Annotated in this window: 26 protein-coding genes; 11 read left to right on the plus strand and 15 right to left on the minus strand. The window is 66.5% G+C overall.

Annotated features, from left to right (window positions below):
- Nucleotides 1–25: 25 nt before the first annotated feature.
- Nucleotides 26–3,160, minus strand: a complete 3,135-nt coding sequence (locus QGN17_RS18160; RefSeq protein WP_281046010.1) for an efflux RND transporter permease subunit — start codon at nucleotides 3,158–3,160, stop codon at nucleotides 26–28.
- A gap of 34 nt (nucleotides 3,161–3,194) precedes the next feature.
- Entirely contained in the window at nucleotides 3,195–4,352 is a 1,158-nt protein-coding gene (locus QGN17_RS18165) for an efflux RND transporter periplasmic adaptor subunit (RefSeq protein WP_281046011.1), read from the minus strand.
- Nucleotides 4,353–4,570: 218 nt separating this feature from the next.
- Here QGN17_RS18165 and QGN17_RS18170 point away from each other — a divergent pair, with 218 nt between their 5' ends.
- Complete coding sequence (locus tag QGN17_RS18170; RefSeq protein WP_281046012.1) at nucleotides 4,571–5,281, plus strand: SIMPL domain-containing protein; 711 nt, start codon at nucleotides 4,571–4,573, stop codon at nucleotides 5,279–5,281.
- Nucleotides 5,282–5,378: 97 nt separating this feature from the next.
- Here QGN17_RS18170 and QGN17_RS18175 read toward each other — a convergent pair whose 3' ends face one another.
- The 3 genes from QGN17_RS18175 to QGN17_RS18185 all read right to left on the minus strand — a co-directional run bounded on the left by QGN17_RS18175 (nucleotide 5,379) and on the right by QGN17_RS18185 (nucleotide 6,490).
- Nucleotides 5,379–5,636, minus strand: a complete 258-nt coding sequence (locus tag QGN17_RS18175) for a GlsB/YeaQ/YmgE family stress response membrane protein (RefSeq protein WP_281046013.1) — start codon at nucleotides 5,634–5,636, stop codon at nucleotides 5,379–5,381.
- A gap of 178 nt (nucleotides 5,637–5,814) precedes the next feature.
- Entirely contained in the window at nucleotides 5,815–6,114 is a 300-nt protein-coding gene (sciP, locus tag QGN17_RS18180) for a CtrA inhibitor SciP (RefSeq protein WP_022691870.1), read from the minus strand.
- Nucleotides 6,115–6,196: 82 nt separating this feature from the next.
- Nucleotides 6,197–6,490, minus strand: a complete 294-nt coding sequence (locus tag QGN17_RS18185; RefSeq protein WP_281046014.1) for a hypothetical protein — start codon at nucleotides 6,488–6,490, stop codon at nucleotides 6,197–6,199.
- Nucleotides 6,491–6,614: 124 nt separating this feature from the next.
- Between QGN17_RS18185 and mnmA the strand changes: the two genes are divergently transcribed.
- Nucleotides 6,615–7,721 carry a tRNA 2-thiouridine(34) synthase MnmA gene (mnmA, locus tag QGN17_RS18190; protein ID WP_281046015.1) on the plus strand — a complete coding sequence of 369 codons (1,107 nt, stop codon included), beginning with the start codon at nucleotides 6,615–6,617 and terminating at the stop codon, nucleotides 7,719–7,721.
- Between the two features lie 14 nt (nucleotides 7,722–7,735).
- Here the strand turns inward: mnmA and QGN17_RS18195 are convergent, their stop codons facing one another.
- The 4 genes from QGN17_RS18195 to pdxH are packed head-to-tail and all read right to left on the minus strand — an operon-like array spanning nucleotide 7,736 to nucleotide 10,399.
- Nucleotides 7,736–8,107, minus strand: a complete 372-nt coding sequence (locus tag QGN17_RS18195) for a DUF7079 family protein (protein ID WP_281046016.1) — start codon at nucleotides 8,105–8,107, stop codon at nucleotides 7,736–7,738.
- Nucleotides 8,104–8,898 (minus strand): PhzF family phenazine biosynthesis protein, encoded by a 795-nt coding sequence (locus QGN17_RS18200; RefSeq protein ID WP_281046017.1) that lies wholly within the window; start codon nucleotides 8,896–8,898, stop codon nucleotides 8,104–8,106. The genes QGN17_RS18195 and QGN17_RS18200 overlap by 4 nt, the downstream gene beginning before the upstream one ends.
- Nucleotides 8,895–9,824 (minus strand): cation diffusion facilitator family transporter, encoded by a 930-nt coding sequence (locus tag QGN17_RS18205; protein ID WP_281046018.1) that lies wholly within the window; start codon nucleotides 9,822–9,824, stop codon nucleotides 8,895–8,897. The genes QGN17_RS18200 and QGN17_RS18205 overlap by 4 nt, the downstream gene beginning before the upstream one ends.
- Nucleotides 9,821–10,399 (minus strand): pyridoxamine 5'-phosphate oxidase, encoded by a 579-nt coding sequence (gene pdxH, locus QGN17_RS18210; protein ID WP_281046019.1) that lies wholly within the window; start codon nucleotides 10,397–10,399, stop codon nucleotides 9,821–9,823. Before pdxH ends, QGN17_RS18205 begins: the two co-directional genes overlap by 4 nt.
- Before the next feature lie 113 nt (nucleotides 10,400–10,512).
- Between pdxH and QGN17_RS18215 the strand changes: the two genes are divergently transcribed.
- The 5 genes from QGN17_RS18215 to QGN17_RS18235 all read left to right on the plus strand — a co-directional run bounded on the left by QGN17_RS18215 (nucleotide 10,513) and on the right by QGN17_RS18235 (nucleotide 14,741).
- Nucleotides 10,513–11,478, plus strand: coding sequence for a DnaJ C-terminal domain-containing protein (locus QGN17_RS18215; protein WP_281046020.1), 966 nt, complete (start codon nucleotides 10,513–10,515; stop codon nucleotides 11,476–11,478).
- A gap of 50 nt (nucleotides 11,479–11,528) precedes the next feature.
- Complete coding sequence (locus tag QGN17_RS18220) at nucleotides 11,529–12,431, plus strand: YihY/virulence factor BrkB family protein (protein WP_281046021.1); 903 nt, start codon at nucleotides 11,529–11,531, stop codon at nucleotides 12,429–12,431.
- A complete protein-coding gene (gene fabI / locus QGN17_RS18225) occupies nucleotides 12,419–13,222 on the plus strand; it encodes an enoyl-ACP reductase FabI (protein ID WP_281046022.1) in 804 nt (267 codons plus the stop codon). The genes QGN17_RS18220 and fabI overlap by 13 nt, the downstream gene beginning before the upstream one ends.
- Complete coding sequence (gene aroC / locus QGN17_RS18230; RefSeq protein WP_281046023.1) at nucleotides 13,219–14,292, plus strand: chorismate synthase; 1,074 nt, start codon at nucleotides 13,219–13,221, stop codon at nucleotides 14,290–14,292. The genes fabI and aroC overlap by 4 nt, the downstream gene beginning before the upstream one ends.
- Nucleotides 14,293–14,414: 122 nt before the next feature.
- Nucleotides 14,415–14,741: a hypothetical protein gene (locus tag QGN17_RS18235; protein ID WP_281046024.1), complete on the plus strand. Its 327-nt coding sequence runs from the start codon at nucleotides 14,415–14,417 to the stop codon at nucleotides 14,739–14,741.
- An 83-nt stretch (nucleotides 14,742–14,824) separates the two neighbouring features.
- Here the strand turns inward: QGN17_RS18235 and QGN17_RS18240 are convergent, their stop codons facing one another.
- Both QGN17_RS18240 and QGN17_RS18245 read right to left on the minus strand, forming a co-directional pair.
- The gene (locus tag QGN17_RS18240) at nucleotides 14,825–16,114 is read right to left on the minus strand and encodes an adenylosuccinate synthase (RefSeq protein ID WP_281046025.1); all 1,290 of its coding nucleotides are present in this window, start codon (nucleotides 16,112–16,114) and stop codon (nucleotides 14,825–14,827) included.
- 156 nt (nucleotides 16,115–16,270) lie between these two features.
- Nucleotides 16,271–17,377, minus strand: coding sequence for an ATP phosphoribosyltransferase regulatory subunit (locus QGN17_RS18245; RefSeq protein WP_281046026.1), 1,107 nt, complete (start codon nucleotides 17,375–17,377; stop codon nucleotides 16,271–16,273).
- 373 nt (nucleotides 17,378–17,750) lie between these two features.
- On the opposite strand from QGN17_RS18245, the gene QGN17_RS18250 reads away from it, so the two are divergent.
- Nucleotides 17,751–18,674, plus strand: a complete 924-nt coding sequence (locus QGN17_RS18250) for a DNA-methyltransferase (RefSeq protein ID WP_281046027.1) — start codon at nucleotides 17,751–17,753, stop codon at nucleotides 18,672–18,674.
- Here QGN17_RS18250 and QGN17_RS18255 read toward each other — a convergent pair.
- The 3 genes from QGN17_RS18255 to QGN17_RS18265 form a co-directional block, all read right to left on the minus strand.
- Nucleotides 18,658–19,719, minus strand: coding sequence for a hypothetical protein (locus QGN17_RS18255; RefSeq protein ID WP_281046028.1), 1,062 nt, complete (start codon nucleotides 19,717–19,719; stop codon nucleotides 18,658–18,660). The genes QGN17_RS18250 and QGN17_RS18255 overlap by 17 nt on opposite strands.
- A gap of 100 nt (nucleotides 19,720–19,819) precedes the next feature.
- A complete protein-coding gene (serA, locus tag QGN17_RS18260) occupies nucleotides 19,820–21,397 on the minus strand; it encodes a phosphoglycerate dehydrogenase (protein ID WP_281046029.1) in 1,578 nt (525 codons plus the stop codon).
- Between the two features lie 117 nt (nucleotides 21,398–21,514).
- Nucleotides 21,515–22,687 carry a phosphoserine transaminase gene (locus tag QGN17_RS18265; RefSeq protein WP_281046030.1) on the minus strand — a complete coding sequence of 391 codons (1,173 nt, stop codon included), beginning with the start codon at nucleotides 22,685–22,687 and terminating at the stop codon, nucleotides 21,515–21,517.
- 244 nt (nucleotides 22,688–22,931) lie between these two features.
- On the opposite strand from QGN17_RS18265, the gene QGN17_RS18270 reads away from it, so the two are divergent.
- The gene (locus QGN17_RS18270) at nucleotides 22,932–23,279 is read left to right on the plus strand and encodes a helix-turn-helix domain-containing protein (protein ID WP_281046031.1); all 348 of its coding nucleotides are present in this window, start codon (nucleotides 22,932–22,934) and stop codon (nucleotides 23,277–23,279) included.
- Here QGN17_RS18270 and QGN17_RS18275 read toward each other — a convergent pair whose 3' ends face one another.
- Complete coding sequence (locus QGN17_RS18275) at nucleotides 23,280–23,735, minus strand: hypothetical protein (RefSeq protein WP_281046032.1); 456 nt, start codon at nucleotides 23,733–23,735, stop codon at nucleotides 23,280–23,282.
- 178 nt (nucleotides 23,736–23,913) lie between these two features.
- Here QGN17_RS18275 and QGN17_RS18280 point away from each other — a divergent pair, with 178 nt between their 5' ends.
- Together QGN17_RS18280 and QGN17_RS18285 are read left to right on the plus strand one after the other, a co-directional pair.
- On the plus strand, nucleotides 23,914–24,576 hold the full coding sequence (locus QGN17_RS18280) for an extensin-like domain-containing protein (RefSeq protein ID WP_281046033.1): 663 nt from the start codon (nucleotides 23,914–23,916) through the stop codon (nucleotides 24,574–24,576).
- Between the two features lie 141 nt (nucleotides 24,577–24,717).
- The gene (locus QGN17_RS18285; protein WP_281046034.1) at nucleotides 24,718–25,614 is read left to right on the plus strand and encodes an LOG family protein; all 897 of its coding nucleotides are present in this window, start codon (nucleotides 24,718–24,720) and stop codon (nucleotides 25,612–25,614) included.
- Nucleotides 25,615–25,713 lie beyond the last annotated feature (99 nt).

Below are 25,713 nucleotides of genomic sequence, written 5' to 3' on the forward strand. Positions count from 1 at the left end.
ATTAAGGCACAAGATGGCGGAATGTTCACTCCGCCGCCTGCGGTGCCCCGCCATGGCCGTGCTCGCCGCCATTGGTGAAGACACGGCCGAGCATCGGCCCGAACCGCCGCTCGATCCCGTCCGCCAGGCTGAAGCCCGCCGGCACGATCAGCAGGGTGAGCAGGGTCGAGAGGATCAGGCCGCCGATCACCATCACCGCCATCGGCTGGTTCCACGATCCGTCGCCGCCGAGCGACAGCGCGGTCGGCATCATGCCGGCGACCATCGCCACCGTGGTCATCACGATCGGCTGGGCGCGCTTGTGCCCGGCCTCGAGGATTGCCTCGTCGCGGGTGGCGCCGTGGCGGATCTCCTCGATCGCGAAGTCGATCAGCAGGATCGAGTTCTTGGCGACGATGCCGAGCAGCATCAGGAAGCCGATCAGCGCCGGCATCGACATCGCCATGCCGCAGATGTGCAGCGCGATCAGGCCGCCCAGCGGTGCCAGCGCCAGCGAGCTCATGTTGACGAGCGGCGGCACCACGCGACGGTAGAGCAGCACCAGCACCGCGAACACCAGCAGGATGCCGGCGACCAGCGCGATGATGAAGTTTGTCACCATCTCCGCCTGCCACTTGGCTTGGCCCGAGGCGACGTAGTGCACGCCGGTGGGCAGCTGCTTCATCGCCGGCAGGTTCATGATGTTGGTGCGTTCCTCGCCGGCGATGGCGCCGGGGGTGAGGTCGGCGCTCAGGATGACGCGGCGTTCCTGGTTGTAGCGCTTGATCTCGGACGGGCCGGCACCGAAGCCGATGCTGGCGACGACGCGCAGCGGCACGGTGCCGCCGTTCGCGGTCTGCACCGGCAGGTTGCGGATCGTCGAGATGTCCGACCGGCTGTTCTGGTCGAGCGCGACGCGGATCGGGATCTGGCGATCACTGAGCGAGAATTTCGCCGCATTCTGGTCAATCTCGCCGATCGTAGCGATGCGGATCGTCTGGCTCAGCGCATCGGTGGTGACACCCATTTGCGCGGCCATGTCGAGGTTCGGCTTGATCACGATTTCGGGGCGCGGGATCTCGCCCTCGATGCGCGGCGCGACCAGCTTGGGCAGACCCTTCATCTGCGCGATCACGGCCTCGGCCGCGTCGTTGAGCTTGGCGGGATCATCGCCCGCCAGCATCATCGAGATGTCGCGCGAGCTGCCGTCGCCGCCGCCATTCTGCGAGGCGAAGGTGACGCGCGCGTCGGCGATCTTGTTCAGCGTCGGCACCAGAGAGCGCTCGAACTGCGTGCTGGTGCGCTTGCGGTCCTTCTTCAGCGTCATCGCGATTTCGCTGTTGCCGACGTTGATGAACTCGACGGCGACCGCGACCTCGGGCTGCTGGCGCATGATGTTGGCGACCTTGTCGGTCAGCGCCACGGTCTGCTCGTAGGTGGTGCCGGGCACCATCTGGATCTCGACGTGGCTGGTGTCCTGGTCGGTTTCCGGCTGGAAGGTGAAGGGCAGCGTCACGAAGGCGACGATGGTGAGCAGGAAGGCCACCAGAGCGATGCCCATCGTCCAGGCGCGGTGATCCCACAGGAAGGCGGTGCGGCGATAGCCCGCCAGCTTGCGCGCGTGCGCCTTGCTGGTGTCGAGCGTCCAGCGCAGGACCCGCTGGTACCGGTCCGCCCATATGCCGCCGGCATGATCCTGCTGGCCGTGGGATTTCAGGAAATAGGCCGCGATCATCGGCGTGATCAGGCGCGCGACGAGCAGCGACATCAGCACGGCGACGACGACGGTCATGCCGAAATTCTTGAAGAACTGGCCGGCGATGCCCGGCATCACCGAAACGGGGAAGAAGACCGCGACGATCGAGAAGGTGGTGCCGACGACGGCGAGGCCGATCTCGTCGGCGGCGTCGATCGCCGCCTGGAACGCCGTCTTGCCCATGCGCATGTGGCGCACGATGTTCTCGATCTCCACGATCGCATCGTCGACCAGCACGCCGGAGACGAGGCTGAGCGCCAGCAGCGTCATCTGGTTCATCGTGAAACCGATGAGGTCCATGACCCAGAAGGTCGGGATCGCCGAGAGCGGGATGGCGAGAGCGGAGATCAGCGTGGCGCGCCGGTCCCGCAGGAAGAAGAACACCACGACGACCGCCAGCACCGCGCCCTCGACCATCGACTTGATGGCCTCGTGATACTGGTTGATCGTGTAGTCGACGTCCGCGACGCGCTTGACGAAGTGAACCTTGGGATTCTCCTTCTCGATCTGCGCGAGGATCTTCTCGGCCTCGTGATAGATCGTGACGTCCGACGCACCACGGGCGCGGAAGATGGCGAAGGCGATGGTGGGCCGGCCGTTCATCTTGGCGGACTGGCGGACCTCGCCGTAGAGGTCCTTCACCGTCGCGATGTCGGAAAGCTTGATCGACCGGCCTCCGCCCAGCCCGATCTGCACCTGGCTCAGATGATAGGCGTCCTGCGCGTTGCCGAGGATACGGACCGACTGTTCGGCGCCGGCGATCTCCGCACGGCCGCCGGCCGCGTTGGTGTTGATCGCCATCAGCTGCTGGTTGACCTGGCTCGCCGTCACGCCGACCGCCTGCATCTTGGCGGGATCGAGGATGACGCGGATCTCGCGGCTGACGTCCCCGTAGGTCTTGACGTTCTGCATCCCCTCGATGCCGAGCAGGCGGCGCGCGACGTCGTTCTTCACGTACCAGGAGAGCTGCTCCATGGTCATGTCGTTGGCGCTCACCGACCAGCGGGCGATGGCGTTGCCGTTTATGATCGCGCGCGTCACCTGCGGTTCGAGAATGCCGTTGGGCAGCGAGCCGCGGATCTGCGAGATCGCCTCGCGCACGTCGTTGGTGGCGCGGTCGACCGGTGTGTCCAGCGTGAACTGGACGAACATCTGCACGTCGCCCTCGTCGATCGTGGTCTGGATCTCGTCCACGCCCTCGAGGTTGCGGACCGCAGCTTCGACCTTCTGGGCGATCTGCGTCTCCATCTCGACCGGCGCGGCACCGGGCTGCGAGATTTCGACGATCACGCCGGGGAAGGTGATTTCCGGATCCTGGTTCACGTCCATGCGCATGAACGCGACGATGCCGGCGAAGGTGAGCCCCGCGAACAGCACCAGCGCGAACACCGGATTGCGGATCGACCAGGCGGAAATGTTACGCATCGCGAATGTCCTGTTGGGAAGGCCTGATAAAGGCTCAGTTCCGCTTCAGTTCGGGGATGACTTTCTCGCCGATGTTGAGGAAGGCGCCGGCCGAATAGACCACCCGCTCATTCCCCTGCAGGCCCGACAGCACGGCGATGCCGGCATCCGAGACATCGCCGATCTTCACTGAACGGCGCTGCACCTTGTCGTCCTTGTCGATCAGATAGACGTAATTGCCCTGATCGTCGCTCAGCACCGCCGATTCCGGCAACACCGGCGCCTGCGTATGCTGGGATGAGAAGTCGGCGGTGGCGAAGCCGCCGGGGCGCAGCGCCGGATCGTAGGCGAGCTGCACGCGCACGGTGCCCTGCCGGCTGACCGGATCGATCATCGGCGCGATCTGCCAGATGGTGCCCGTGAAGGTGCGGCCGGCGCCGACAGGAGTGACCTGCACCGTCATGCCGACATGCAGGCCGGCAATATCCTGCTCGGCGAGGCGTGCCTGCATTTCCAGCATGCCGTCCATCGCGATCTGGAAGAGCGCCGACGAACCGGAACTCACGATCTGGCCCGCTTCGACATTGCGGGCGAGGACGAGGCCGGAGGCCGGCGCGCGGATGTCGAGACGGCCGAGGCGCGCGGCCTGTTCGCGATACTGGGCCTGTGCCAGCCGCACGGCGGCGTTGGCGGCATCGCGCGCGGCGGTGCGCGAATCGATGTCGGCCTTGGAGATGAAACCGCGCGAGACCAGCGCCTGCGCTCGATCGAGATTGCTCTGCGCCAGCTTGGCGTTGGCGACCGCCGACTGGATCTGCGCCTGCATCTGCGCGGTCGTTGCGGCCTGTACGGCCGGATCGACGGTCGCCAGCGTCTGGCCGGCGCGCACCCAGTCGCCGGCATCGACCAGCACGCGGCTGACCATGCCGCCTTCGCCCGCGACGCCGACCGGCATGTCACGCTTGGCCATCAGCGAACCGGTGGCCGAGACATTGGACGCGACCGAGGTGCGCCCCGGCACGATCACCGTGACGGTGGGAGCCGAATTGGTCGGCGCCGGGGGCGGGGTCTTGCGGCCGAAGTAGATGCCGGCCGCGATCAGCACGGCGAACACGCCCGCGAAGATCAGGATCAGCTTGCGCCGCTTGGCCCTGGTGGCGCGATCGACGTCGTCCGTGCTCGTGTCGCCGCTCCAGCCCTGATCGTAATTCATGCCTCACCCATGCGCATACGCCGCGCCCGTGGGCGCCCCTCTCGAAGTGTGTTATCTGAATAGTGCACTGGCATCAAGCGGCTGCCTGCGCTTTTCGCTCGGATGTGGCTCATATCATGAACGGATGATGGGCACCATGTTCAGCTTCGGTTGATCGGCCAAGCTGCACATCGTGCCGCATGCACCGGGCTGGGTCCGCCCGGTCGAGGGAGATCATCATGAATTACCGCCTGTTGTCCGCTGCCGTGCTCGCCATGGCGCTGCCCGGTGCCGCGCTTGCCGACGAGGTTTCGACCGTGCCGATCGCCGGCACGCGACTGGATGTGAGCGCCGACGGCCAGGTGACGCGCGCGCCCGACATCGTCACCGTGTCGGCCGGCGTGGTCACGCAGGCGTCCAACGCGGCATCAGCCATGGCGGAGAATGCGAAGCGGATGGCGGCGACGGTCGCGGCGCTGAAGCGCGCCGGCGTGGCGGACAAGGACATCCGCACGGCATCGCTCAGCCTGCAGCCGCAATATCGCTATACGGACAACCAGCCGCCCGCGATCACGGGCTATCAGGCGAGCAATTCGCTGACCGTCACCTTCCGCGACATCGGCAGGACGGGGGCGATTCTCGACGCGCTGGTCGCGGCGGGCGTCAACCAGATCGGCGGACCGGATTTCGCGCTGGAGCATCCAGACGCCGCGCTCGACGAGGCGCGTGTGCAGGCGGTGCAGAAGGCGCGCGCCAAGGCGGAGGTCTATGCCAAGGCGGCGGGCCTTTCGATCAAGCGAATCGTCGCGATCGGCGAGAGCGGCGGCTATTCCCCGCAACCGCCCCGCCCGATGATGATGGCGATGGCGCGCGCCAAGGAGGCGACCGACCTCCAGCCCGGCGAGGAGAAGATCGGCGTGACGGTGAACGTAACGTTCGAACTGCAGTAAATCCGCGAACAGAAAAGGCCGCCCCGCTGTCGAGCGGGACGGCCTGTCTGGTTTAAGCGAACGCCACGCGCTCTACGCTACTCGCAACGAAACCGGATCAGCGCACCGAACCGCGGCGCACGAGGTTCACGATCGCCAGCAGGATAACCGCGCCGAGCAGCGACACCAGGAAGGTGCTGAGCGTCAGGCCCGCATTGTTGATGTTGCCGCCGCCGGTCACCAGACCGCCGATGACCGCACCGATGACGCCGACGACGATGTTGAGGATGATGCCCTGCTGGGCGTCGGTCCGCATGATGATGCTGGCGAGCCAGCCGACGATGCCACCGATGACGAGCCAAAGAATGATACCCATGTCATGCCTCCTGCTTCGCCGCGCGGGCCTGGACCTGTCGTGCGGCGCTCCGGTTCTTGATACGCATGGGGAATGATTGCGTTCCGCAGGTCCACGACTTTGCAATCGCCAGAAACGACGAAGGGCCGCCCTGCCGGACTGGCGGGGCGACCCTCGAACCGCTTCGCGAAACGTCGCGTCAGAACTTCTGCTGGCGCTCGTACACCGAACGATAATGCTGGATTCGCGTGACACGCAGGCCCGGCATTCCCGAACGATCGACCGCGCGCTGCCAGCCCGCAAATTCCTCGAGCGTCAGCGAATAACGTTGGCACACCTCGTCCACGGTCAGCAGCCCGCCATTCACGGCGGCCACCACCTCGGCCTTGCGGCGCACGACCCAGCGCCGGGTTTCCGGCGGGGGGAGCGTGTCCAGCGTCAGCGGCTCGCCGAGCGGACCGATCACCTGAGCCGGACGAAACTTCTGATTCTCGATCACTTTTCACACCTCGAACTGGGCCGTAGCCAGCGATGCTCCCCCATCGCATCGTCCCCTCTACCGGGAAGCGGTTGAAGGAACGCTAAAACGCCAAGGTAAATCCGGGCTTCATCAGTCTTGACCGCGCCTTTTCGGCCGATGCGTGGGCAATACGGGGGTGGAAGCTGCCCTGCAGTTCGCCGATGGCACCGGCATCCTGCCCGCCGAACACCTGCACCAGAGCGGCCAGGCTGTCGCCGGTGCGCTCGCGCTGCGGGCGGGACATGCGACCGGCGAGCTGCGCGGTGGACGAGGATGCCTGGCTCACCGCCGCGCCGGCGATCAGCAGTGCATGGTCCAGGCCGTGGTCCGGCGAGAGAAGATGTTTCGGGTCCATGCGCTCTTCTGTGAATCCTGTGGGAGCGCAATGATGCGGTAAGTATGGCTAACAACCGGTAAACAAGGGGCAGCGGTTCGTCGCTTTTGCGCAGCCGGCGCCGATCCGCTATGGGCGCCGCATCATGCAGGCCGATTTCCAGCTGGGCAGCGACATGAAGGGTCGCCGCATCGTCGTCGCCATGTCGGGCGGGGTCGACAGTTCCGTTGTGGCGGCGCTCGCCGCGCGAACGGGCGCGGAGACGATCGGCATCACCCTGCAGCTCTACGATCATGGCGCGGCGGTCGGCCGTGCGGGCAGCTGCTGCGCGGGCCGCGACATCCGCGACGCGCGCGCGGTGTGCGATCGCCTAGGCATCGCGCATTACGTGTTCGACTATGAGAGCGCCTTCCGCGAGAGCGTGATCGATCGCTTCGCCGACGATTACATGGCGGGCCGCACCCCGATCCCCTGCGTGCGCTGCAACCAGGGGGTGAAGTTCACCGATCTGCTGCGCCTCGCCCGCGATCTCGGCGCGGACTGTCTCGCGACCGGCCATTATGTGCGGCGCGTGGAGGGGGCGGCGGGCGCGGAGCTGCACCGCGCCGCCGATCCGGCGCGCGACCAGAGCTATTTCCTGTTCGCCACGACGCAGGATCAGCTCGACTATCTCCGCTTCCCGCTGGGCGGTATGCCCAAGGCGCAGGTGCGCGAACTGGCGGCGGAGATCGGTCTCGGCGTCGCGGCCAAGCCCGACAGCCAGGACATCTGCTTCGTGCCCGACGGCGACTATGCGTCGGTGGTGAAGAAAGTCCGGCCCGAGGCGGAGAAGGCGGGCGAGATCGTCGATCTGTCCGGCCGCGTGCTCGGCGCGCACCGCGGGCTGATCCACTTCACGGTGGGCCAGCGACGCGGGCTGGAGATCGGTGGATCGCCCGAGCCGCTGTACGTGGTGAAGCTGGACGCGCCGGGCAACCGCGTGGTGGTCGGTCCACGCCGCGCGCTGGCGGTGAGCGCGGCAAGGCTGTCCGACATCAACTGGCTGGGCGGAGACTTCGACGGACCGCTGACCGCCAAGGTACGCTCGATGGCCAAGCCCGTACCGGCGCGCTTCGTGGACGGCACCGTGCTGTTCGACGCGCCGGAATATGGCGTCGCGCCGGGGCAGGCGGCGGTGCTCTATGCGGGCGACCGAGTGCTGGGCGGCGGCTGGATCGAGACGACGGTCGCGGCGGAAGCGCTCGCGGCCTGAGGCGTCTTTCTCGTTCAGATCTGCCGGAGACGCCCCACTTCGTCGATGATTTGCGGCCAGTAATCCGCAGGCATGAAGCGATTCTCGCCAAGCAAGAGCCGTTTGGCGCCTTTGGGATTACGAGCCGCCAGCACCAATCGGCGCACATCCTCGTCCCGCCAGCCAGCCCATTCGCCGGCTATATCCAGCAGGTTGAAATAAAAGGCCGGCCGCACTTCCCATCGCAAAACGCGCTCTGCCTCTTCGATGGACCATCCGTCCCGAACGATCACGTTGGCAATGGTGGGAACCCAATGTTCGGGCATATCGGTATCGAGGAACAGGTCTGCGAGTGCGCACCACAGCGGCATGCGGCGAGTGATCTCCGCCTCGCAAACTTCTGTCACAGTATGAATCTCCCCTCGATCACCGTGCGGCACTGGCCCGACAGCACCACTCGCTCGCCCTCGTAAAGGCAGCCCAACCGCCCGCCGCGCGCCGACGCCTGATAGGCGGTGAACTCCGCCCGCCCCAGCTTCTCCGCCCAATAGGGCACTGCGACCGCGTGGGCCGATCCGGTGACCGGATCCTCGTCGATGCCGCCGCCGGGGGCGAAGGCACGGCTGACGATGTCGGTGTCGGTCCCGCGCGCCGAGATGATGGTCAGCAGATCGCCATGGGTGGCGAGCGCGCGGAAATCGGGATCGCAGGCGCGCACGATGCTCTCGTCCTCGACAACGACGAGTCCGTAGCGATGCTCGTGCCACAGCGTCTCGACCACGCCGCCGATGCCGAGGCCGGCGACGATGTCGGGCAGCGGCTTGGGTGTCGGCTTCCATGCCGGCAGCGCCAGCGTATAGGCGCCGCCGTCGCGGCCGACCTCCAGCACGCCGACCTTGCGGGTGCGGAAGGTGACGCGATCGCGCGACCGATCGGCGCCGAGGATGAAATGCCCGCTCGCCAGCGTTGCATGGCCGCACATCACCACCTCGACCGCAGGGGTGAACCAGCGCAGTTCGTAATCCGCCTCGCCGGTGGCATCGGGCAGCAGGAAGGCGGTTTCGGACAGGTTGTTCTCCGCCGCGATCGCCTGCAGCGTCGCATCGTCGAGCCACGCGTCGAGCGGCATTACGGCCGCCGGGTTGCCGGTGAAGGGGGCGTCGGCAAAGGCGTCGATCTGGACGAATGGCAGCTTCAAATCTCGCTCCTCTCGGCGATGTGGGCGGGCAGGGTGCCCTCCTGGTCGACATGGCCGACCGGATCGGGATGGATGATCACCTCCAGGCCGGGGAAGGCGGCCATCAGCGTCGTCTCGATATGCTCCATCACCTCGTGCGCGGTGCCGATCGTCGTTTCGGGCGGGAAGGACATGTGGAACTGGGCGAAATCGTGCGCGCCGCTGGCGCGGGTGCGCAGATCGTGCATCCCCGCCATCGCCGGAATGGTCGCGGCGACGTCGAGGAAGGCGCGGCGTTTCTCCTCCGGCCATTCGCGGTCCATCAACTGGTCGATCGCGTGGGAAGCGGAGGCCCATGCCCCCCATCCGAGCCAACCCGCGATGGCGAGGCCGAACAGCGCGTCCGCACCCTGCAGCCCCGCGTAGCGATCGAGCACCAGTGCCAGCACGACAGCGAAGTTGAGCGCGAGATCCGATTTGTAGTGCAGATTATCCGCCCCGATCGCGACCGAGCGGGTGCGGGCCAGCACCGCCTTCTGATAGGCGAGCAGGGCCATGGTCGCCGCCATCGCGACGATCGAGACGGCGATGCCCGTCTCGGGCGAAGCGGTGGGTGCGCCTTCCGCGAAGGCCATGATGGCGCGGGCCGCGATGGCGACCGCCGATGCCGCGATCAGTGCCACCTGGAAGAGCGCGGCCAGCGCTTCCGCCTTGCCATGCCCGAAACGGTGATGCTCGTCGGCGCGCTGGGCCGCCACATGGACGCCATAGAGCGTGACGAGGCTGGCGATCAGATCGAGTCCGGTATCCGCCAGGGAGGCAAGCATCGCGACCGATCCTGTCTCGATCACGGCGTAGACCTTCAGGCCCAGCAGCAGAGTTGCGAGACTGACAGAGGCGAGCGCTGCGCGGCGATTGAGCGTGCCGGCCTCGGTTGCCGCGTTCATGGGTAGAGCAGCCCTTCTTGCCAGCCGTCACCATCGCGTACGAAGACACGCCGTTCGTGCAGGCGGTGCGCGCGATCCTGCCAGAACTCGATCCGCACCGGCGTCACCCGATAGCCGCCCCAATGCGGCGGGCGCGGCACGTCGCCGCCCTCGAAACGCGCCTGCACCTCCTCGAAGCGGGCCTCGAAGGTGGCGCGGGCATCGAGCGGGCGGGACTGGTCCGATGCCCAGGCGCCCAGCTGCGAATCCCGCGATCGGGTGGCGAAATAGGCGTCCGATTCTTCGTCCGATACGAGGCTGACCGGCCCCTCGATCCGCACCTGCCGGCGCAGGCTCTTCCAATGAAAGAGCAGCGCCGCCTGCGGATCGGCCGCCAGTTCGCCTGCCTTGCGGCTCTCGCGGTTGGTGTAGAAGACAAAGCCGCGCTCGTCGTGGCCCTTCAACAGTACCATCCGGACCGATGGCATCCCGTCCGCCCCGACGGTGGCCAGCGCCATCGCGTTGGAGTCGTTGAGTTCGGAGGCGCGCGCCTCCGCCATCCAGGCTCGAAACAGGGCATGGGGGTCGTTCGTCATGCGCAACCACATAGCGCTTGGGCCGCCCTTGCGTTAGGCGTGTCGGCACCACATCTTCGCTGTTGCATTTGGGCAACAGTTTTCGGAACGCGCGGCTAGGTTACACACGAGACATGGCAGACCCCTATTCGACCCTGAACGTGGCCCGGAACGCCGACGAGAAGGCGATCAAGTCCGCCTATCGCAAACTCGCCAAGGAGCTGCATCCGGATCGCAACCAGGACAATCCGAAGGCGGCCGATCGCTTCGCGGCGGTGACGCAGGCCTATGATCTGCTCTCGGACAAGGACAAGCGCGCCCAGTACGATCGCGGCGAGATCGACGAGAACGGCCAGCCCAAGATGCCGTTCGGCTTCGGCGGTGCGGGTGGCGGCGGCAATCCGTTCGGCGGGCGCGGTGGCTTCCGCCCCGGTGCCGGCCCCGGCGGCGCGGGCGGCTTCCAGGGCGAGAGCGGCGATTTCTCCAGCATCTTCGACGAATTGTTCGGGGGTGCGGGCGGAGGTGGCGGTGGCCCGTTCGGCGGCGGGCGGCGTGGTGGCGCCCGGCCGCAGCCCAAGGGCGCGGACGTCACCTATCGCCTGTCGGTCAGCTTCGAGGACGCCGCGGCCCTTCGGCCGCAGCGCGTGAGCCTCGCCAACGGCAAGACGATCGAACTGAAGCTCCCCGCCGGCGTCGAGACCGGGACGCAGCGGCGCCTGCCCAATCAGGGCGAGGCCGGACCCGCCGGTCCCGGCGATGCGATCGTCACGATCGAGGTGCAGCCGCACCGCTTCTTCAAGCGTGAGGGCGACAATGTCCTGCTCGATCTGCCGGTGCGGCTGGACGAGGCGGTGCTCGGCGCCAAGGTGAAGGTGCCCACCGTCGACGGCGCGGTGATGGTGACGATCCCCAAGGGTTCGACCTCCGGCAAGACGCTGCGGCTGGGCGGCAAGGGTTTCCACAAGGAAGGCGGCGCGCGGGGCGATCAGTTGGTCACGCTGCTGGTCGACCTTCCCGCCGCTGATGCCGAGCTGGAGAAACTGGTCGAAAGCTGGACCGGCGATCGCGATCGCAATCCCCGCGCGGGGCTGGGCGTCTGAAGGACGTCTCGCCCGAAAGCCCGGAGGCGCGTTCGCACCGGCCGGGCCGGATGCAGCGTGCGTCCGCGCGGATGGGGATCAGTCTGCCGGTCTTCACCATCGTCAAGCGCGTGGTGATCGGCGTCTATTCGGATGGCTTCATCCACGCCGGCAATCTGGCCTACCTGACGCTGCTGGCGCTGTTCCCCTTCTTCATCATCGTGACGGCGCTGGCCCAGTTGTTCGGCCGGTCCGGCGACGGAGCGGAGGCGGTGGCGCAGGTGCTCCGCCTGATGCCGCACGGCGTGGCCGATCTGCTGCGGCCCGCGATCGATTCGGTGCTGGCGGCGCGCACCGGACCGCTGCTCTGGCTCGGCGCGGCGGTCGGCCTGTGGACGGTCGGCAGCTTCATCGAGACGATCCGCGACATCCTGCGCCGCGCCTACGGCACCCGGCCGGGCGGCGCCTTCTGGCATTACCGGCTGGGATCGGTGGCGATCATCGTCGTCGCGGTGATGCTGATGATGCTGGCCTTCGCGGTACAGGTGGCGCTGACCGGCGCGGAGCAATTCGTCTATCGGCTCGTCCCCGTCGCGCGGGACTTTACGGGCTGGATCAGCCTTTCACGCCTGCTGCCCGCCTTTGCGGTGTTCGTCGCGCTCTACGTATTGTTCTACACGCTGACCCCCAGCCTTTATCGCTTCTCGAAGAACCCGAAATGGCCCGGTGCCCTGTTCACCGCCGGCTGGTGGCTGGCGGTAACGGTGGTGCTGCCCGTCATCCTCAACCGGTTGGGCAACTATAACCGCACCTATGGCAGCCTCGCGGGCATCGTCATCATGCTGTTCTTCTTCTGGCTGGTGGGCTTTGGCCTGGTAATCGGCGCGCACCTCAACGCAGCACTGGCGGAATCCCCCGAACAGGAGCTAAAGGACCCCGCCGAAGAGACTGAGGAAGCAGCATGGCCGGTTTGATGCAGGGTAAGCGCGGGCTCATCATGGGCCTGGCCAATGACAAGAGCCTCGCCTGGGGCATCGCGAAGATGCTCAAGGAGCATGGCGCCGAGCTGGCGTTCTCGTATCAGGGCGAGGCGATCCTGAAGCGCGTGAAGCCGCTTGCCGAGCAGCTGGGTTCCGACCTGCTGATCGACTGCGATGTCGCGGACATGGACGCGCTGGACACGGCATTCGATACGCTGAAGGCGACCTGGCCGACGATCGACTTCGTCGTCCACGCCATCGGCTTCTCGGACAAGAGCCAGCTGCGTGGAAAGTTCTACGACACCACGCTCGACAATTTCCTGATGACGATGAACATTTCGGCCTATTCGCTGGTCGCGGTGGCGAAGCGCGCGCGGGAAATGATGCCGAACGGCGGCTCGATCCTGACGCTCACCTATTACGGGGCCGAGAAGGTGATCCCGCACTACAACGTGATGGGCGTCGCCAAGGCCGCGCTGGAGACCAGCGTGAAATATCTCGCGGTCGACATGGGTCCGGAGGCGATCCGCGTGAACGCCATTTCGGCCGGCCCGATCCAGACGCTGGCCGCGCGCGGCATCGGCGACTTCAACTACATCCTCAAGTGGAACGAGCTGAACGCCCCGATGCGCCGCACCGTGACGATCGAGGATGTCGGCGGCGCCGGCCTCTATTTCCTCTCGGACCTGTCGGCGGGCGTGACCGGCGAGATCCATCACGTCGATGCCGGTTACAACGTCATCGGCATGAAGGCCGAGGACGCGCCGGACATCGCTCTGGCGTGAGCTACAACAGCTTCGGACGGACGTTCCGCTTCACGACGTGGGGCGAGAGCCATGGACCGGCGCTCGGCGCCGTGGTCGATGGCTGTCCGCCGGGGCTGGCGCTGACCGAGGCCGATATCCAGCCGTGGCTCGACAAGCGCCGCCCCGGCACTTCGCGCTTCACCACGCAGCGGCAGGAGCCGGATCAGGTCCGCATCCTGTCTGGCGTGTTCGAGGGGCGGACGACCGGCACGCCGATCAGCCTGATGATCGAGAATGTCGACCAGCGCTCCAAGGATTATTCGGAGGTCGCGCTGGCCTATCGTCCCGGCCATGCCGATTATGCCTATGACGCGAAATATGGTTTTCGCGATTATCGCGGCGGCGGCCGATCCTCCGCGCGCGAGACTGCGGCGCGGGTGGCGGCGGGCGCGGTGGCGCGGGCGGTGATCCCTGAGGTCCGCATCCGCGCCTATCTGGTCGAGCTCGGCGGCGATCGCATCGATCCTACCGCTTTCGATGACGCGCAGATCGACGCGAACCCCTTCTTCTGCCCCGATGCCGGCGCTGCCGCGCGCTGGGAAGAGATCATGGATCGTACCCGCAAGGCCGGCTCGTCGGTCGGTGCGGTGGTGGAGTGCGTGGCCGAGGGTGTGCCGGCCGGCTGGGGCGCGCCGCTCTACGCGAAGCTCGACAGCGAATTGGCTTCGGCGATGATGAGCATCAACGCGGTGAAGGGCGTCGAGATCGGCGACGGATTCGCGGCCGCCCGGCTGACCGGCGAGCAGAATGCCGATCCGATGCGCCCCGGCAATGATGGCAAGCCCGTTTTCCTGGCCAACTACGCCGGCGGCGTCGCGGGCGGGATCGCGACCGGGCAGCCGGTGGTGGTGCGCGTGGCGCTGAAGCCCACCAGCTCGATCCTGACTCCGACCGAAACCGTCACCCGCGAAGGTGAGGCGACCGAGCTGCGCACCAAGGGGCGCCACGACCCTTGCGTCGGCATCCGCGCCGCGCCGGTGGTGGAGGCGATGATGGCCCTGGTACTCGCCGATCAGAAGTTGCTCCACCGCGCGCAGACGGGGCTCTGATCGTCGTTTCGGTGGCGTCCGACGGAAATCCTTAACGGGCAGGGCGAGGCACGCCGCCGTTTTCGGCGCGTTGATAGCCCCACCTTCGATAAGGATAACAAGGAGAGATCGCCATGCGCATCATGATCGCAACCGCCGTTGCCGCGCTGCTTCCGGCCGCCGCCCTCGCGCAGGCCGCCGCGCCGATGAACACGCCGCCGGCACCGGGCATGACCCAGCAGACCACCACCAGTACGATGCCGACCACCGACCCGACCGGTATGCCGAACGGATCGGCCACCACCTCGACGACGACGACCGCGCCGACCGACAGTTCGGCCGCGCCGGCCAGTGATCCGTCGATGGCGGCGGCTCCCGCGGGCTCCACGCAGAGCACGACGACCAGCACCCCCGACCCGGATACCGGCGCGACCACCACGAAGACCAAGACCAAGCACAAGCCGCATTGAGCTTGTGCACTGCCTAGCGGGCGACCTGCCCGCCACGCAGGAAGGGCCGGAGCCGCAGGGGCTGCCGGCCCTTCTTTTTTGCGTCAGTCCGCGAAGGGATCGCGGACGAGGATCGTGTCGTCGCGCTCGGGGCTGGTGGAAACCAGCGCCACCGGGCAGCGGATCAATTCCTCCACGCGGCGGATGTATTTGATCGCCGCTGCTGGCAGATCCGCCCAGCTACGCGCACCCGCCGTATTTTCGCTCCAGCCGGGGATCGTCTCGTAGACCGGCTCGACATTCGCCTGATCCGCCGCATGGGGCGGCAGGTAATCGTAGGCCTTGTCGCCGATCTTGTAGCCGACGCAGATCTTCAGCTCCTCGAAGCCGTCGAGCACGTCGAGCTTGGTCAGCGCCACGCCGGTGATGCCCGAGACGGCCGCCGCCTGCCGCACCAGCACCGCGTCGAACCACCCACACCGGCGCTTGCGGCCCGTCACCGTGCCGAATTCGTGGCCGCGCGTGCCGAGACGTTCGCCGATCTCGTTTTCCTGCTCGGTCGGGAAGGGGCCGGAGCCTACGCGCGTCGTGTAGGCCTTGACGATGCCCAGCACGAAGCCCGCCGCGCTCGGGCCGAGGCCCGAACCGCCCGCCGCCGTCCCTGCGATGGTGTTGGACGAGGTGACGAACGGGTACGTCCCGTGATCGACGTCGAGCAGGATGCCCTGCGCGCCTTCGAACAGGATGCGCTTGCCGGCCTGCTTGGCCTCGTTGAGTGTCACCCACACCGGCTTGGCGTAGGGCAGCACGATGTCGGCGATCTCGCGGAGATCAGAGAGCAGGCGCTCGCGATCGATCGGCGGCTCGCCGAAGCCGGCGCGCAGCGCGTCGTGGTGCGCGCAGAGGCGATCGATCTGGGGCCCAAGATCGTCGAGATGGGCGAGATCGCAGACCCGGATGGCCCGCCTGCCGACCTTGTCCTCATAGGCCGGGCCGATGCCGCGCCGCGTCGTCCCGATCTTGCCGGCGCCGCTGGCATCCTCGCGCAGGCCGTCGAGGTCGCGATGGAAGGGGAGGATCAGCGGGCAGGTCTCGGCGATCTGCAGGTTGCTCTCGTCGATCGTCACACCCTGGCCGCGCAGCTTGGCGATCTCGTCGCGCAGGTGCCACGGATCGAGCACCACGCCGTTGCCGATCACGCTGAGCGCGCCGCGCACGATGCCCGAGGGCAGCAGCGACAGCTTGTAGACATTCTCGCCGACGACCAGCGTATGCCCGGCATTGTGGCCGCCCTGGAAGCGCACCACCACCTCGGCGCGCTCGGTCAGCCAGTCGACGATCTTGCCCTTGCCCTCATCGCCCCACTGGGCGCCGACGACGGTTACGTTAGCCATGGATGCGAGTCTCCCGCCTGCCGTGCGGATCCGGCGCGCCCTTCGACAGGACTCGGTGCGCCGGATGGTCCAGATTGGCCCGCGCGACGAATGCGCAGGCCTGTGCAATTCCGGGCGCGCCTCTGCCCGTGCGGGGGGCGCGCTGTCAAGTATCGCTCAGGCCGGCACCACGCCCGAAGCCGTCAGCGCGTGCGTGCAGCCGAGCGACGCGGGCGTATCGGCATCGGACAGCGCCGCCACCGTCGCCTGCCCGCCGTCGCGGATCGCGGACGCGGTGGCGTCCGCCGTGCCGAGCGGCAGGAACACCCGGTCCCGGCCCGAGGGCGCGACGCCCGCATCGACGATCGGATCGAGATAGATGGAGAAGCCGACCGCCGGCTCCTCCCGCCCGTCAGGATGCACGATCGAATAGGCCCCGCCGCGCCCGACCTCGCCGCGCACGCCGTCGGCGAAGAGCGAGAAGCCGATCCAGCTCTGATATTCGAAGCCGTGCCGCTCGGTGGGATCGAGCGTGACGGTGGCGCGGCCGCCGATCGCGTCGGCGATGGCGCGGGCGCCGGCGAGCCGCGAGGCGAGGATGCCGCCGCTGTCGATCGCCGACAGCCGCTCGATCGCCGCATCGACCGGCCCGGCCGCCTCGATCAGCGGCAGATAGGCGGTGGCGCCGAGCGCGGCGAGCGCGCCGGCATCCTTGCCGTCCAGCTCGTGGATCACGGCGTCGAGGTCCGCGACCGGCATCGGCCCGGCGGCGAGCGTCGCCACCAGATCGGGGAGGGTGAGATCGACCGAGAGGCCCGTCGCCCCCGCCGCCGCCAGCGCATCGAGCGCGACGCGCACCGCCTCGATCACGGCGGGCACGGCATCGGTGCCGACGATCTCGGCGCCGGCCTGACACATCTCGCGCTCGGGGCGGAGCTGCGTGCCGCGCACCTTGAGCACCTGGCCCGCATAGCAGAGCCGCAAGGGGCGGGCGCGGTGGGCGAGGCGGGTCGCGGCGATGCGGCCGACCTGCGCGGTGATGTCCGGCCGGAGCGCCAGCGTGCGCTGCGAGATCGGATCGATCACGCGCAGCAAGTCCGTGCCGCGCGAGGATTTGAGGCGGCCGAGCAGCGTCGTCTCGAACTCGGCGAGCGGCGGCTCGACGCGGGCATAGCCGTTCAGCTCGGTGGTGGTGAGCACCGCGCCGCGCACCCGCCCCAGCGCCTCCGCCTGGGGGGGCAGGCGATCGCGCAGGCCTTCGGGGAGGAGCGAGGGGCTGGTCATGGCGGGGACGCTCTTAGCGGGTTTCCGGGGGGATGCTAGGGTTTCGGTGCCTTGGCCGGGATGTGCAGCGTCGGGGCCACGAGCGTCAAAGAGCAGCCATCCGGAGAGGTGTCGAATCGGATGCCATGCCGTTCGAACGTCATCAGCAAATCCCTTTTGGTTCGTGAATGCGGCTGCCTGAGCGAAAGTTCGAAATCCGACACCGTCTTCCTCGCGACGTCGGCTTCAGCTGCGAGACGGTCTTGCGACCACTCCAGCAAGGCTCGTGCGGCAGCGCAGAAGCGGCCTGAAAAATACTCATAATGAGTAATATCATGCAAAATGAGTTGACCTGTGCCTGGCGGTGTCGTAGCGATCGCCTTATACGGATAGCTTGGCGGAGACCATCGTGCCCTTTGAAATCGACGTCGCTGGTCAGCGCGTGATATTCTCGAACTCAAAGCACATGGAGAATGTCGATGCGGGCAGCGTCAATCTCGTCGTGACCAGCCCTCCTTATTGGAATCTGAAGGATTACGGCGATTCGGATGAAGAGATCGGCGCTGGATCCTACGAAGAATATCTCGACGATCTCAATCGTGTATGGGATGAATGCTATCGTGTCTGCGACGACGATGCCGTTCTTGTGATAAACATCAATTCCCGTCGATCAAAAGGAGAATTCTATCCGATCGCGTTCGATATCGTCGCAAGAATGCAAGGATGGCGATTTTGGGATCATAATATCTGGTATATTCCCAACGCTCTGCCTCAGCCTAATGCGTATCGGGAGAGGCTTCTCGACAATAAATTTGAATCTCTTTTGGTGTTCACCAAGGGAGACGGTAAATCGTATCACTTCTCGAAACCTCGCGTGCCGCAAAAATATGCCCAAGCGGATACGCGGGACAACAAGAATTCAAACGGCCGCTGCCTGGGTAATATCCTGAGAATTCCGGCTTATCGGCCGCCGAATATCAAGAGCATGGGATATCACGTCGCAGCCTTCCCCGAAGAACTGGTCGCCTTCCTGATCGAGAGCTACAGTCGGCCGGGGAATATCATCCTCGATCCGTTTCTTGGTTCCGGCACGACGCTCAAGGTGGCCCGAGTGATGGGCCGCAGTGGCATTGGTTACGAAGTGCACGAGGAATATCGGGATCTCATCGAACGTCGCATCTCCGAAAACTGGGAGGTGCCCGACTGGAAGGATCTCGATATCCTGCATTCCGCGACGATGAAGACCGGAACCGGGAAACCAAGAAAGGCGCAATTCGCGAAGAACGGCAAGGCGCCGGAGATCAATCTGTTCGAGTAACGAGGCCTTCGCCTGCTTCGAGCCAGCCGACCGTGGAACGCAGGTTTTCCTGATCCATGACGATGTCATGGGCATTCCAGCGAGTGATGAAGGGTGCGAATTCCCGCTGGATCGATCGTGGCAGCGCGACATGAAGAGGTAAGCCCAATCGCTTGGCGACGATGACGACAACCTTCCAAAGCGATTTGAACTGACAGAATTCGTCCGATTTTGTCAGAACTCCATCCAGACCGGCCCGATTGCTCCTGAAGCCGACGCCGTCGACAAAGGCCAGCAACGTCGGCTTCCCATGCGACGCGTAACGCGAGTCAATCCAGTCCCTGGCTTCGCTCATCTCGAGATGATCCTTGGATTCTCCATATTGGCCGATGTTGGCCGTATGGACCGTCGATTTGACGACGATCGCCGGGTTCCTGGCCGAAGGAATCACGAGATCGAACGAAATGCCGTCGATCTGGGCGTCGCGGCAAAGTGGGTTTTCCGCTTTCTCTTCGGGCGAGAAGGGAACGCCGAGAGAGGATAACAGGTTCGCGACGCGATATTCGGCTTCATGCCCGCTCAGCTTCGCGCGTTGCTGCCTGATATATCCCGGCCATGTCGCCTGATTGAGCGACTGGAATAGCCCCTCCAGCGCCGGCCCATTCTGGTCGAATTGTCCGAGCACGGCTCGCAAGCGTTTCAAAAGATAGGGACCTGCGATGTTCCAGCCATTGGTCGAGGCAATTTTCCTGTAGCTCGACGGTATGGTCAGGCCTGCCGCCGAGCCGCTGGCGCGCAAATCGGTCAATATTTTGTTGCGGGTGAGCCCGCAGACCTGAAGAAGAACGGCTATCCTGTCTTCGTCATTGCGAAGAGCTGCGCCGAGTTTGTTGAGAATTCCGGCTTCGTCGGGCTCCACCACCCACGAACGGACCTGTACGAGAAACGCAACCTCGTTCTTCGTGAGCTCCCGACGCTCGTCAAACTGCGCCTGAAACTCGTCGGCGGCGTGATCCCAGAGGTGGCGTTCGAATTCTGCTCGTTTGCTGGCCAGCGATTCGGTCATCTATAGTCTTCTCCGCTACGACGCTGTGGTCATGCGGCCGGTTTCGCAAGTCAACGATGGATCGGCGAGCGGCCCCAACCGAAGCCGCCCACCCGTTACCTCAAAACCCCAACGCCTTGACCTGCTTCACGCCCGGCAAGCCCTGCACCTTGGCGAGCAGCGCCTCGTCCACGCGGGTATCCACCGAGAGCAGCAGCACCGCCTCGCCGCCCGCCGTGCGGCGGCCGAGGTGGAAGGTGCCGATGTTGACGCCCGCCTCGCCCAGCGTCGTGCCGAGGCGGCCGATGAAGCCCGGCGCGTCCTCGTTGACGATGTAGAGCATCGCGCCGTCCAGATCGGCCTCCACCTTGATCCCGAAGATCTCGGTGAGGCGGGGCGAGGCGTTGCCGAACAGCGTGCCGGCGACCGACTTCGGCCCCGCCTTGGTGTCCACCGTCACGCGCACCAGCGTGTGATAGTCGCCCTCTCGATCGTGGCGCACCTCGCGCACGTCCAGCCCGCGCTCCTTGGCGAGGCCCGGCGCGTTGACCATGTTCACCGTGTCCGAATAGACGCGCATCAGCCCGGCCAGCACCGCGCCGGTGATCGGCTTCTGGTTCAGCTCGGCGGCGGCGCCCTCCACCTCGATGGCGAGGCCGGTCAGCGCGTCATGCGCGAGCTGGCCGACGAGGCTGCCGAGCTTTTCGGCGAGCGCCATGTAGGGCTTCAGCTTGGGCGCTTCCTCGGCCGAGAGGCTCGGCATGTTGAGCGCGTTGGTGACGCCGCCCGAGACGAGGAAGTCGGCCATCTGCTCGGCGACCTGGATCGCGACGTTGACCTGCGCCTCGGTGGTCGACGCGCCGAGGTGGGGGGTGGAGATGAAGTTCGGGGTGCCGAACAGCGGGCTCTCCTTGGCCGGCTCGGTCACGAACACGTCGAGCGCGGCGCCGGCGATGTGGCCGCTGTCGAGCCCTTCCTTCAGCGCCGCCTCGTCGATCAGCCCGCCGCGCGCGCAGTTGACGATGCGCACGCCCTTCTTGGTCTTGGCGAGATTCTCGGCCGAGAGGATGTTGCGCGTCTGCTCGGTGAGCGGCGTGTGCAGCGTGATGAAGTCGGCACGCGCCAGCAGCTCGTCGAGCGTCGCCTTGGTGACGCCGAGCTCGATCGCGCGCTCGTCGGTGAGGAAGGGATCGTAGGCGACCACCTTCATGCGCAGGCCGAGCGCTCGGTCGGCGACGATCGAGCCGATATTGCCGGCCCCGATCAGGCCGAGCGTCTTGCCCGTCACCTCGACGCCCATGAAGCGGTTCTTCTCCCACTTGCCGGCCTGGGTGGACTTGTCGGCCTCGGGCAGATCGCGGGCGAGCGCGAACATGAGGGCGATGGCGTGCTCGGCGGTGGTGATCGAGTTGCCGAAGGGGGTGTTCATGACGACCACGCCCTTGGCCGAGGAGGCCGGGATATCGACATTGTCGACGCCGATGCCGGCGCGGCCGACCACCTTGAGGTTGGTGGCGTGCTCGAGGATGTCCTTCGTCACCTTGGTGGAGGAGCGGATGGCGAGGCCGTCATACTGGCCGATGATCGCCTTCAGCTCGTCGGGCGTCTTGCCGGTGATCTCGTCCACCTCGACCCCGCGCTCGCGGAAGATCTTGGCGGCCTGCGGGTCCATCTTGTCGGAAATCAGTACCTTGGGCATGTCGGTGTGTCCTGTCAGTCACCGTCACCCCGGACTTGATCCGGGGTCCCGCTTTTGCGCGGGCGGTGAAGGGAAGCGGGACCCCGGCTCAAGGCCGGGGTGACGAAGTGGGTGGTTTCAGGCCTTCGCGCTGGCGAAGGCGAAGTCGAGCCAGGGGCCGAGCGCCTGGATGTCGGCGGTCTCGACGGTGGCGCCGCACCAGATGCGCAGGCCGGCGGGGGCGTCGCGATACGATCCGAGATCATAGGCGGCATCCTCGGCCTCGAGGATGGAGACCATCTTCTTCTCGATCGCGGCGGCCTGTTCCTCGTCCAGTCCGTTGAATTTCAGGCAGACCGAGGTGTTGGAGCGCGAAGCCGGATCGGTCGCGAGATGATCGAGCCAGTCCCGCTCCGCCACGATCGCGTCGAGCGCGGCGGCATTGGCGTCGGCGCGCTGGATCAGGCCGGAGAGGCCGCCGAGGTTCTGCGCCCATTCGAGCGAATGGATGTAATCCTCGACGCAGAGCATCGACGGGGTGTTGATCGTCTCGCCCTTGAACACGCCCTCGGACAATTTGCCCTTGGCGGTGAGGCGGAAGACCTTGGGGATCGGCCAGCTCGGCGTGTGCGTCTCGAGCCGCTCGACCGCGCGGGGGCTGAGGATGATCACGCCATGCGCGCCTTCGCCGCCCAGCACCTTCTGCCAGGAGAAGGTGACGACATCGAGCTTCGCGATCGGCACGTCCTGCGCGAACACCGCCGAGGTGGCGTCGCAGATCAGCAGGCCTTCACGATCGTCCTTGATCCAGTCGCCGTTCGGCACGCGCACGCCTGACGTGGTGCCGTTCCAAGTGAAGACGACGTCGCTGTTTTGATCGATCGCGGCCAGATCGGGCAGTTCGCCATAGGGCGCCTTGATGACGGTCGGGTCGAGCTTGAGTTGCTTGGCGGCATCCGTCACCCAGCCTTCGCCGAAGCTTTCCCACGCGACGGTGGTGACGGGGCGGGCGCCGAGCAGGGTCCACATCGCCATCTCGACCGCGCCGGTATCCGAACCGGGGACGATGCCGATGCGGTGCGTGTCCGGCACCTGCAGGATCTTGCGGGTCAGCTCGATCGCGTAAGCGAGGCGGCTCTTGCCGATCTTGGAGCGATGCGAGCGGCCGAGCGAGGCGTGCGGCAGCGCGGCGGCATCCCAGCCCGGCGGCTTGGCGCAGGGGCCGGAGCTGAAGAAGGGGCGAGCCGGCTTGGGCTCGGTCGGACGGGTAGCAGCCACATTTGTGGCGTCGGCACGCATCGTATCAGTCATGTCTGACTCTCCTCACAGAGAGCACGCGCCGCGTTGGGACGGCGTGGCCCGCCGACGGCCTTAACGGCGCGGACGGGCATGTCAACCGGCGCGAAGGTCGGCCCGAGCCGATTTTCCGTTCAGTGTATTGTCAGAATAGGACGGGCAACATCATGACGAGTTTGTTTTAACGTGCGATTTTTTCATGCGACGATTGTGCGAATCTCTTGCGGAATCGATTAAAATGGATATGGCGATGTCTATGATGGACCGGGGGGTTCAACAGATCGTCACGCCGCAGGGCGATGTGCTGGTGGTCATGCCGCTGGCGCATTTCGAGCGTCTGTCCGCCGCCGCCGGCATGTTCATTTTCTCGGACGAGCGCGATGCGGAGGCCGTTCCGGCCGAAGTTCGCGTGGCGATCGACGAAGGCGAAAGTCCGCTCGCCGCGTGGCGCCGTTACCGCGCCATCTCGCAGAGCGCGTTGGCCCGCGAATCGGGGGTGTCGCGCTTCACCATCATGCGGATCGAGGCGGCGGGCGCGGGGGCCGGCAATCGGCAGAGCCGCAAGCTGCTCGCTGCCGCGCTGGACATCCCCGTTTCCGCGATCTGATCAGCCGCTGTCGCCGGCGCCCGTCTGGCCCTGCATCACCGAATCGAGCTGCGATCGCCAGGCGGCGCGGCGTGCCTGATAGTCGTCATGGGGCGTCGCTGGCGCGGCCTGCGTCTGAGGCGGTTGCGCGGCACGGCTCACGGAGACTTCGGTGGGGGCGGGAGGGGGAGGGGGATCGTCGGCGACAATCCCGGCGTCGCTCGCTCCTTCGTCGGTGGTCTGCGCCGGATCGGGCATCGGCGCCGTGTCGGCGACCTGCATGGGATCGGGCGACGGGGCGCTGGCCATTGCCGGAGCGGCCGACGGCATCTGCCGGAGGCTGGCCGCCCATGCCGGGATCGCCGAATCGGGTACGGCGGAATAGGTCGGTTTCTGCGCCTCGGCGGTGCCGGCCATGCCCGCGAGGATCGATGGTTTGGCCCTGGGCGTGGTGTTGGGCACCATCCACGCGGTCATCAGCGCGCAGAGGGGCGCGGATCGCCCATTTTCTGTGGATGTCGTTCATACCGCGAAAAACGCGCGGCGCGGCCGGCGGAGACTCGGCTCGGCGCGCGGGACGGGCGTCTGGCGGCGGAAACGGGTCGCGCGACGGGATGTCGCTGGCCGGGCGATGGCGTGCCGCTACAGTGAGGGGGTGCGTCGGATCGGTCTTTCTGGAGTGCTGGCGGGGCTGGTCCTGGCTTCGTGCGTCCCCCCCGGAAAGCCCGCGCGTCCTCCCGCGACCACCTATCGCCCGCCGACCCCGCGTCCCGCCTATGACGCGGCGGCGCGGCGGCAGTGCCTCGCCCAGCTGACCGCCGATGGCGCGCGCTATTCGGTGCTGCCGGATCGGGATTTCGGCAACGGCTGCTCGGCGATCGGCACGGTCCAGCTCGACGACATCGGCATGCCGGTTTCCAACCTCGGCGCGATGACCTGCCCGCTCGCCGACGCCTTCACCCGCTGGACGCGCGACGCGACGCAGAAGGCGGCGCAGGCCTGGCTCGATTCCCCGGTGGTGAAGATCGAGAGTTTCGGCACCTACAGCTGCCGGCCGGTCAACGGCGTAGCGGGCGCACGTCTGTCCGAACATGGTCTGTCCAACGCGGTCGACATATCGGGCTTCGTGCTGGCGAACGGGCGGCGGATCACCGTGCTGGCCGACTGGAACGGGCCGGACGAATATGCCCGCAACTTCCTGCGCGCGGTGCACGATGCCGGCTGCCGGCGGTTCAGCGTGGTGCTCGGCCCGGATGCCAACGCGCTCCACCGCAACCACCTGCATTTCGACATGGGGCGGGGGCCGTATTGCAAATAGCCGCGTCATTGCGAGCGCAGCGAAGCAATCCAGTGCCACGAACGCTCCGCAAGTGGATTGCTTCGTCGCTGCGCTCCTCGCAATGACGATGAGAGAGTAATCGCCTTCCCACCGTCACGAAGCCGGTCTAAGCCCCCGTCAATGACCAACGACAATCGTACCCCGGCCGGCGACAAGGCCGGCGTTCCCAAGCGTATCTTCGCCCCCGCCCGCACCGAGGCGAAAACCGCCCGCGAGGCGGTGATCACCCCCCAGACGCAGGATCCGTCCTACCGGCTCGCCTTTCAGGACGACGAGTTCCTGCTGCGCGAGGATCTGCGCCCCGTCCGCTTCCAGCTCGAACTGCTCAAGACGCAGCTGACGCTGGACGAGGCCAAGATCGGCTCCACCTTCGTGATGTACGGCTCCGCGCGCATTCCCGCGCCGGATCGGGTGCAACTGGTACTCGATGCGGCGAAGACGCCCGAGCAGAAGGCGATCGCGGAGAAGCAGGCAGGCCTTGCGAAATATTATGACGAGGCGCGCAAGCTGGCGCGGCTGTCCAGCGGCGTGGGGCTGGACGAGGACGGCAAGAAGCAGTTCGTGGTGTGCTCGGGCGGCGGCCCGTCGATCATGGAGGCGGCCAATCGCGGCGCGCACGATGTCGGCGCGGATACGATCGGCCTCAACATCGTGCTGCCGCACGAGCAGGCGCCCAACCAGTATGTCACCCCGCACCTCTCCCTGCGCTTCCACTATTTCGCGCTTCGCAAGATGCACTTCCTGCTACATGCGCGCGCGCTGGCTGTGTTCCCCGGCGGCTTCGGCACGTTCGACGAATTCTTCGAGCTGCTGACGCTGGTGCAGACCGGCAAGACCCGGCCGCTGCCGATCCTGCTCTATGGGCGGGAATTCTGGGAGGCGGTGGTGAACTGGGATGCGCTGGCCAGCTACGGCGTGATCTCGCCGCAGGATCTGGAGCTGTTCCGCTTCGTCGAGACCGCCGAGGAAGGCTGGGCGATCGTCAAGGAATGGTACGGGATGGACGAGGGGGCGTAACGCCAACCGTCGTCATTGCGAGCGAAGCGAAGCAATCCACCGCTCCGGGCGGTGCGCCATGGATTGCTTCGTCGCTACGCTCCTCGCAATGACGAGGGG

Source organism: Sphingomonas oryzagri (genome assembly GCF_029906645.1).
GTDB classification, from domain to species: domain Bacteria; phylum Pseudomonadota; class Alphaproteobacteria; order Sphingomonadales; family Sphingomonadaceae; genus Solisphingomonas; species Solisphingomonas oryzagri.

Excerpts from the sequence above, each read along its gene's own strand:
- QGN17_RS18160 (WP_281046010.1), bottom strand. The coding sequence starts at position 3,160 with ATGCGTAACATTTCCGCCTGGTCGATCCGCAATCCGGTGTTCGCGCTG.
- QGN17_RS18165 (WP_281046011.1), bottom strand. The coding sequence starts at position 4,352 with ATGAATTACGATCAGGGCTGGAGCGGCGACACGAGCACGGACGACGTC.
- QGN17_RS18170 (WP_281046012.1), top strand. The coding sequence starts at position 4,571 with ATGAATTACCGCCTGTTGTCCGCTGCCGTGCTCGCCATGGCGCTGCCC.
- QGN17_RS18175 (WP_281046013.1), bottom strand. The coding sequence starts at position 5,636 with ATGGGTATCATTCTTTGGCTCGTCATCGGTGGCATCGTCGGCTGGCTC.
- QGN17_RS18185 (WP_281046014.1), bottom strand. The coding sequence starts at position 6,490 with ATGGACCCGAAACATCTTCTCTCGCCGGACCACGGCCTGGACCATGCA.
- mnmA (WP_281046015.1), top strand. The coding sequence starts at position 6,615 with ATGCAGGCCGATTTCCAGCTGGGCAGCGACATGAAGGGTCGCCGCATC.
- QGN17_RS18205 (WP_281046018.1), bottom strand. The coding sequence starts at position 9,824 with ATGAACGCGGCAACCGAGGCCGGCACGCTCAATCGCCGCGCAGCGCTC.
- pdxH (WP_281046019.1), bottom strand. The coding sequence starts at position 10,399 with ATGACGAACGACCCCCATGCCCTGTTTCGAGCCTGGATGGCGGAGGCG.
- QGN17_RS18215 (WP_281046020.1), top strand. The coding sequence starts at position 10,513 with ATGGCAGACCCCTATTCGACCCTGAACGTGGCCCGGAACGCCGACGAG.
- QGN17_RS18220 (WP_281046021.1), top strand. The coding sequence starts at position 11,529 with ATGCAGCGTGCGTCCGCGCGGATGGGGATCAGTCTGCCGGTCTTCACC.
- fabI (WP_281046022.1), top strand. The coding sequence starts at position 12,419 with ATGGCCGGTTTGATGCAGGGTAAGCGCGGGCTCATCATGGGCCTGGCC.
- QGN17_RS18235 (WP_281046024.1), top strand. The coding sequence starts at position 14,415 with ATGATCGCAACCGCCGTTGCCGCGCTGCTTCCGGCCGCCGCCCTCGCG.
- QGN17_RS18240 (WP_281046025.1), bottom strand. The coding sequence starts at position 16,114 with ATGGCTAACGTAACCGTCGTCGGCGCCCAGTGGGGCGATGAGGGCAAG.
- QGN17_RS18245 (WP_281046026.1), bottom strand. The coding sequence starts at position 17,377 with ATGACCAGCCCCTCGCTCCTCCCCGAAGGCCTGCGCGATCGCCTGCCC.
- QGN17_RS18255 (WP_281046028.1), bottom strand. The coding sequence starts at position 19,719 with ATGACCGAATCGCTGGCCAGCAAACGAGCAGAATTCGAACGCCACCTC.
- serA (WP_281046029.1), bottom strand. The coding sequence starts at position 21,397 with ATGCCCAAGGTACTGATTTCCGACAAGATGGACCCGCAGGCCGCCAAG.
- QGN17_RS18265 (WP_281046030.1), bottom strand. The coding sequence starts at position 22,687 with ATGACTGATACGATGCGTGCCGACGCCACAAATGTGGCTGCTACCCGT.
- QGN17_RS18270 (WP_281046031.1), top strand. The coding sequence starts at position 22,932 with ATGGACCGGGGGGTTCAACAGATCGTCACGCCGCAGGGCGATGTGCTG.
- QGN17_RS18275 (WP_281046032.1), bottom strand. The coding sequence starts at position 23,735 with ATGACCGCGTGGATGGTGCCCAACACCACGCCCAGGGCCAAACCATCG.
- QGN17_RS18285 (WP_281046034.1), top strand. The coding sequence starts at position 24,718 with ATGACCAACGACAATCGTACCCCGGCCGGCGACAAGGCCGGCGTTCCC.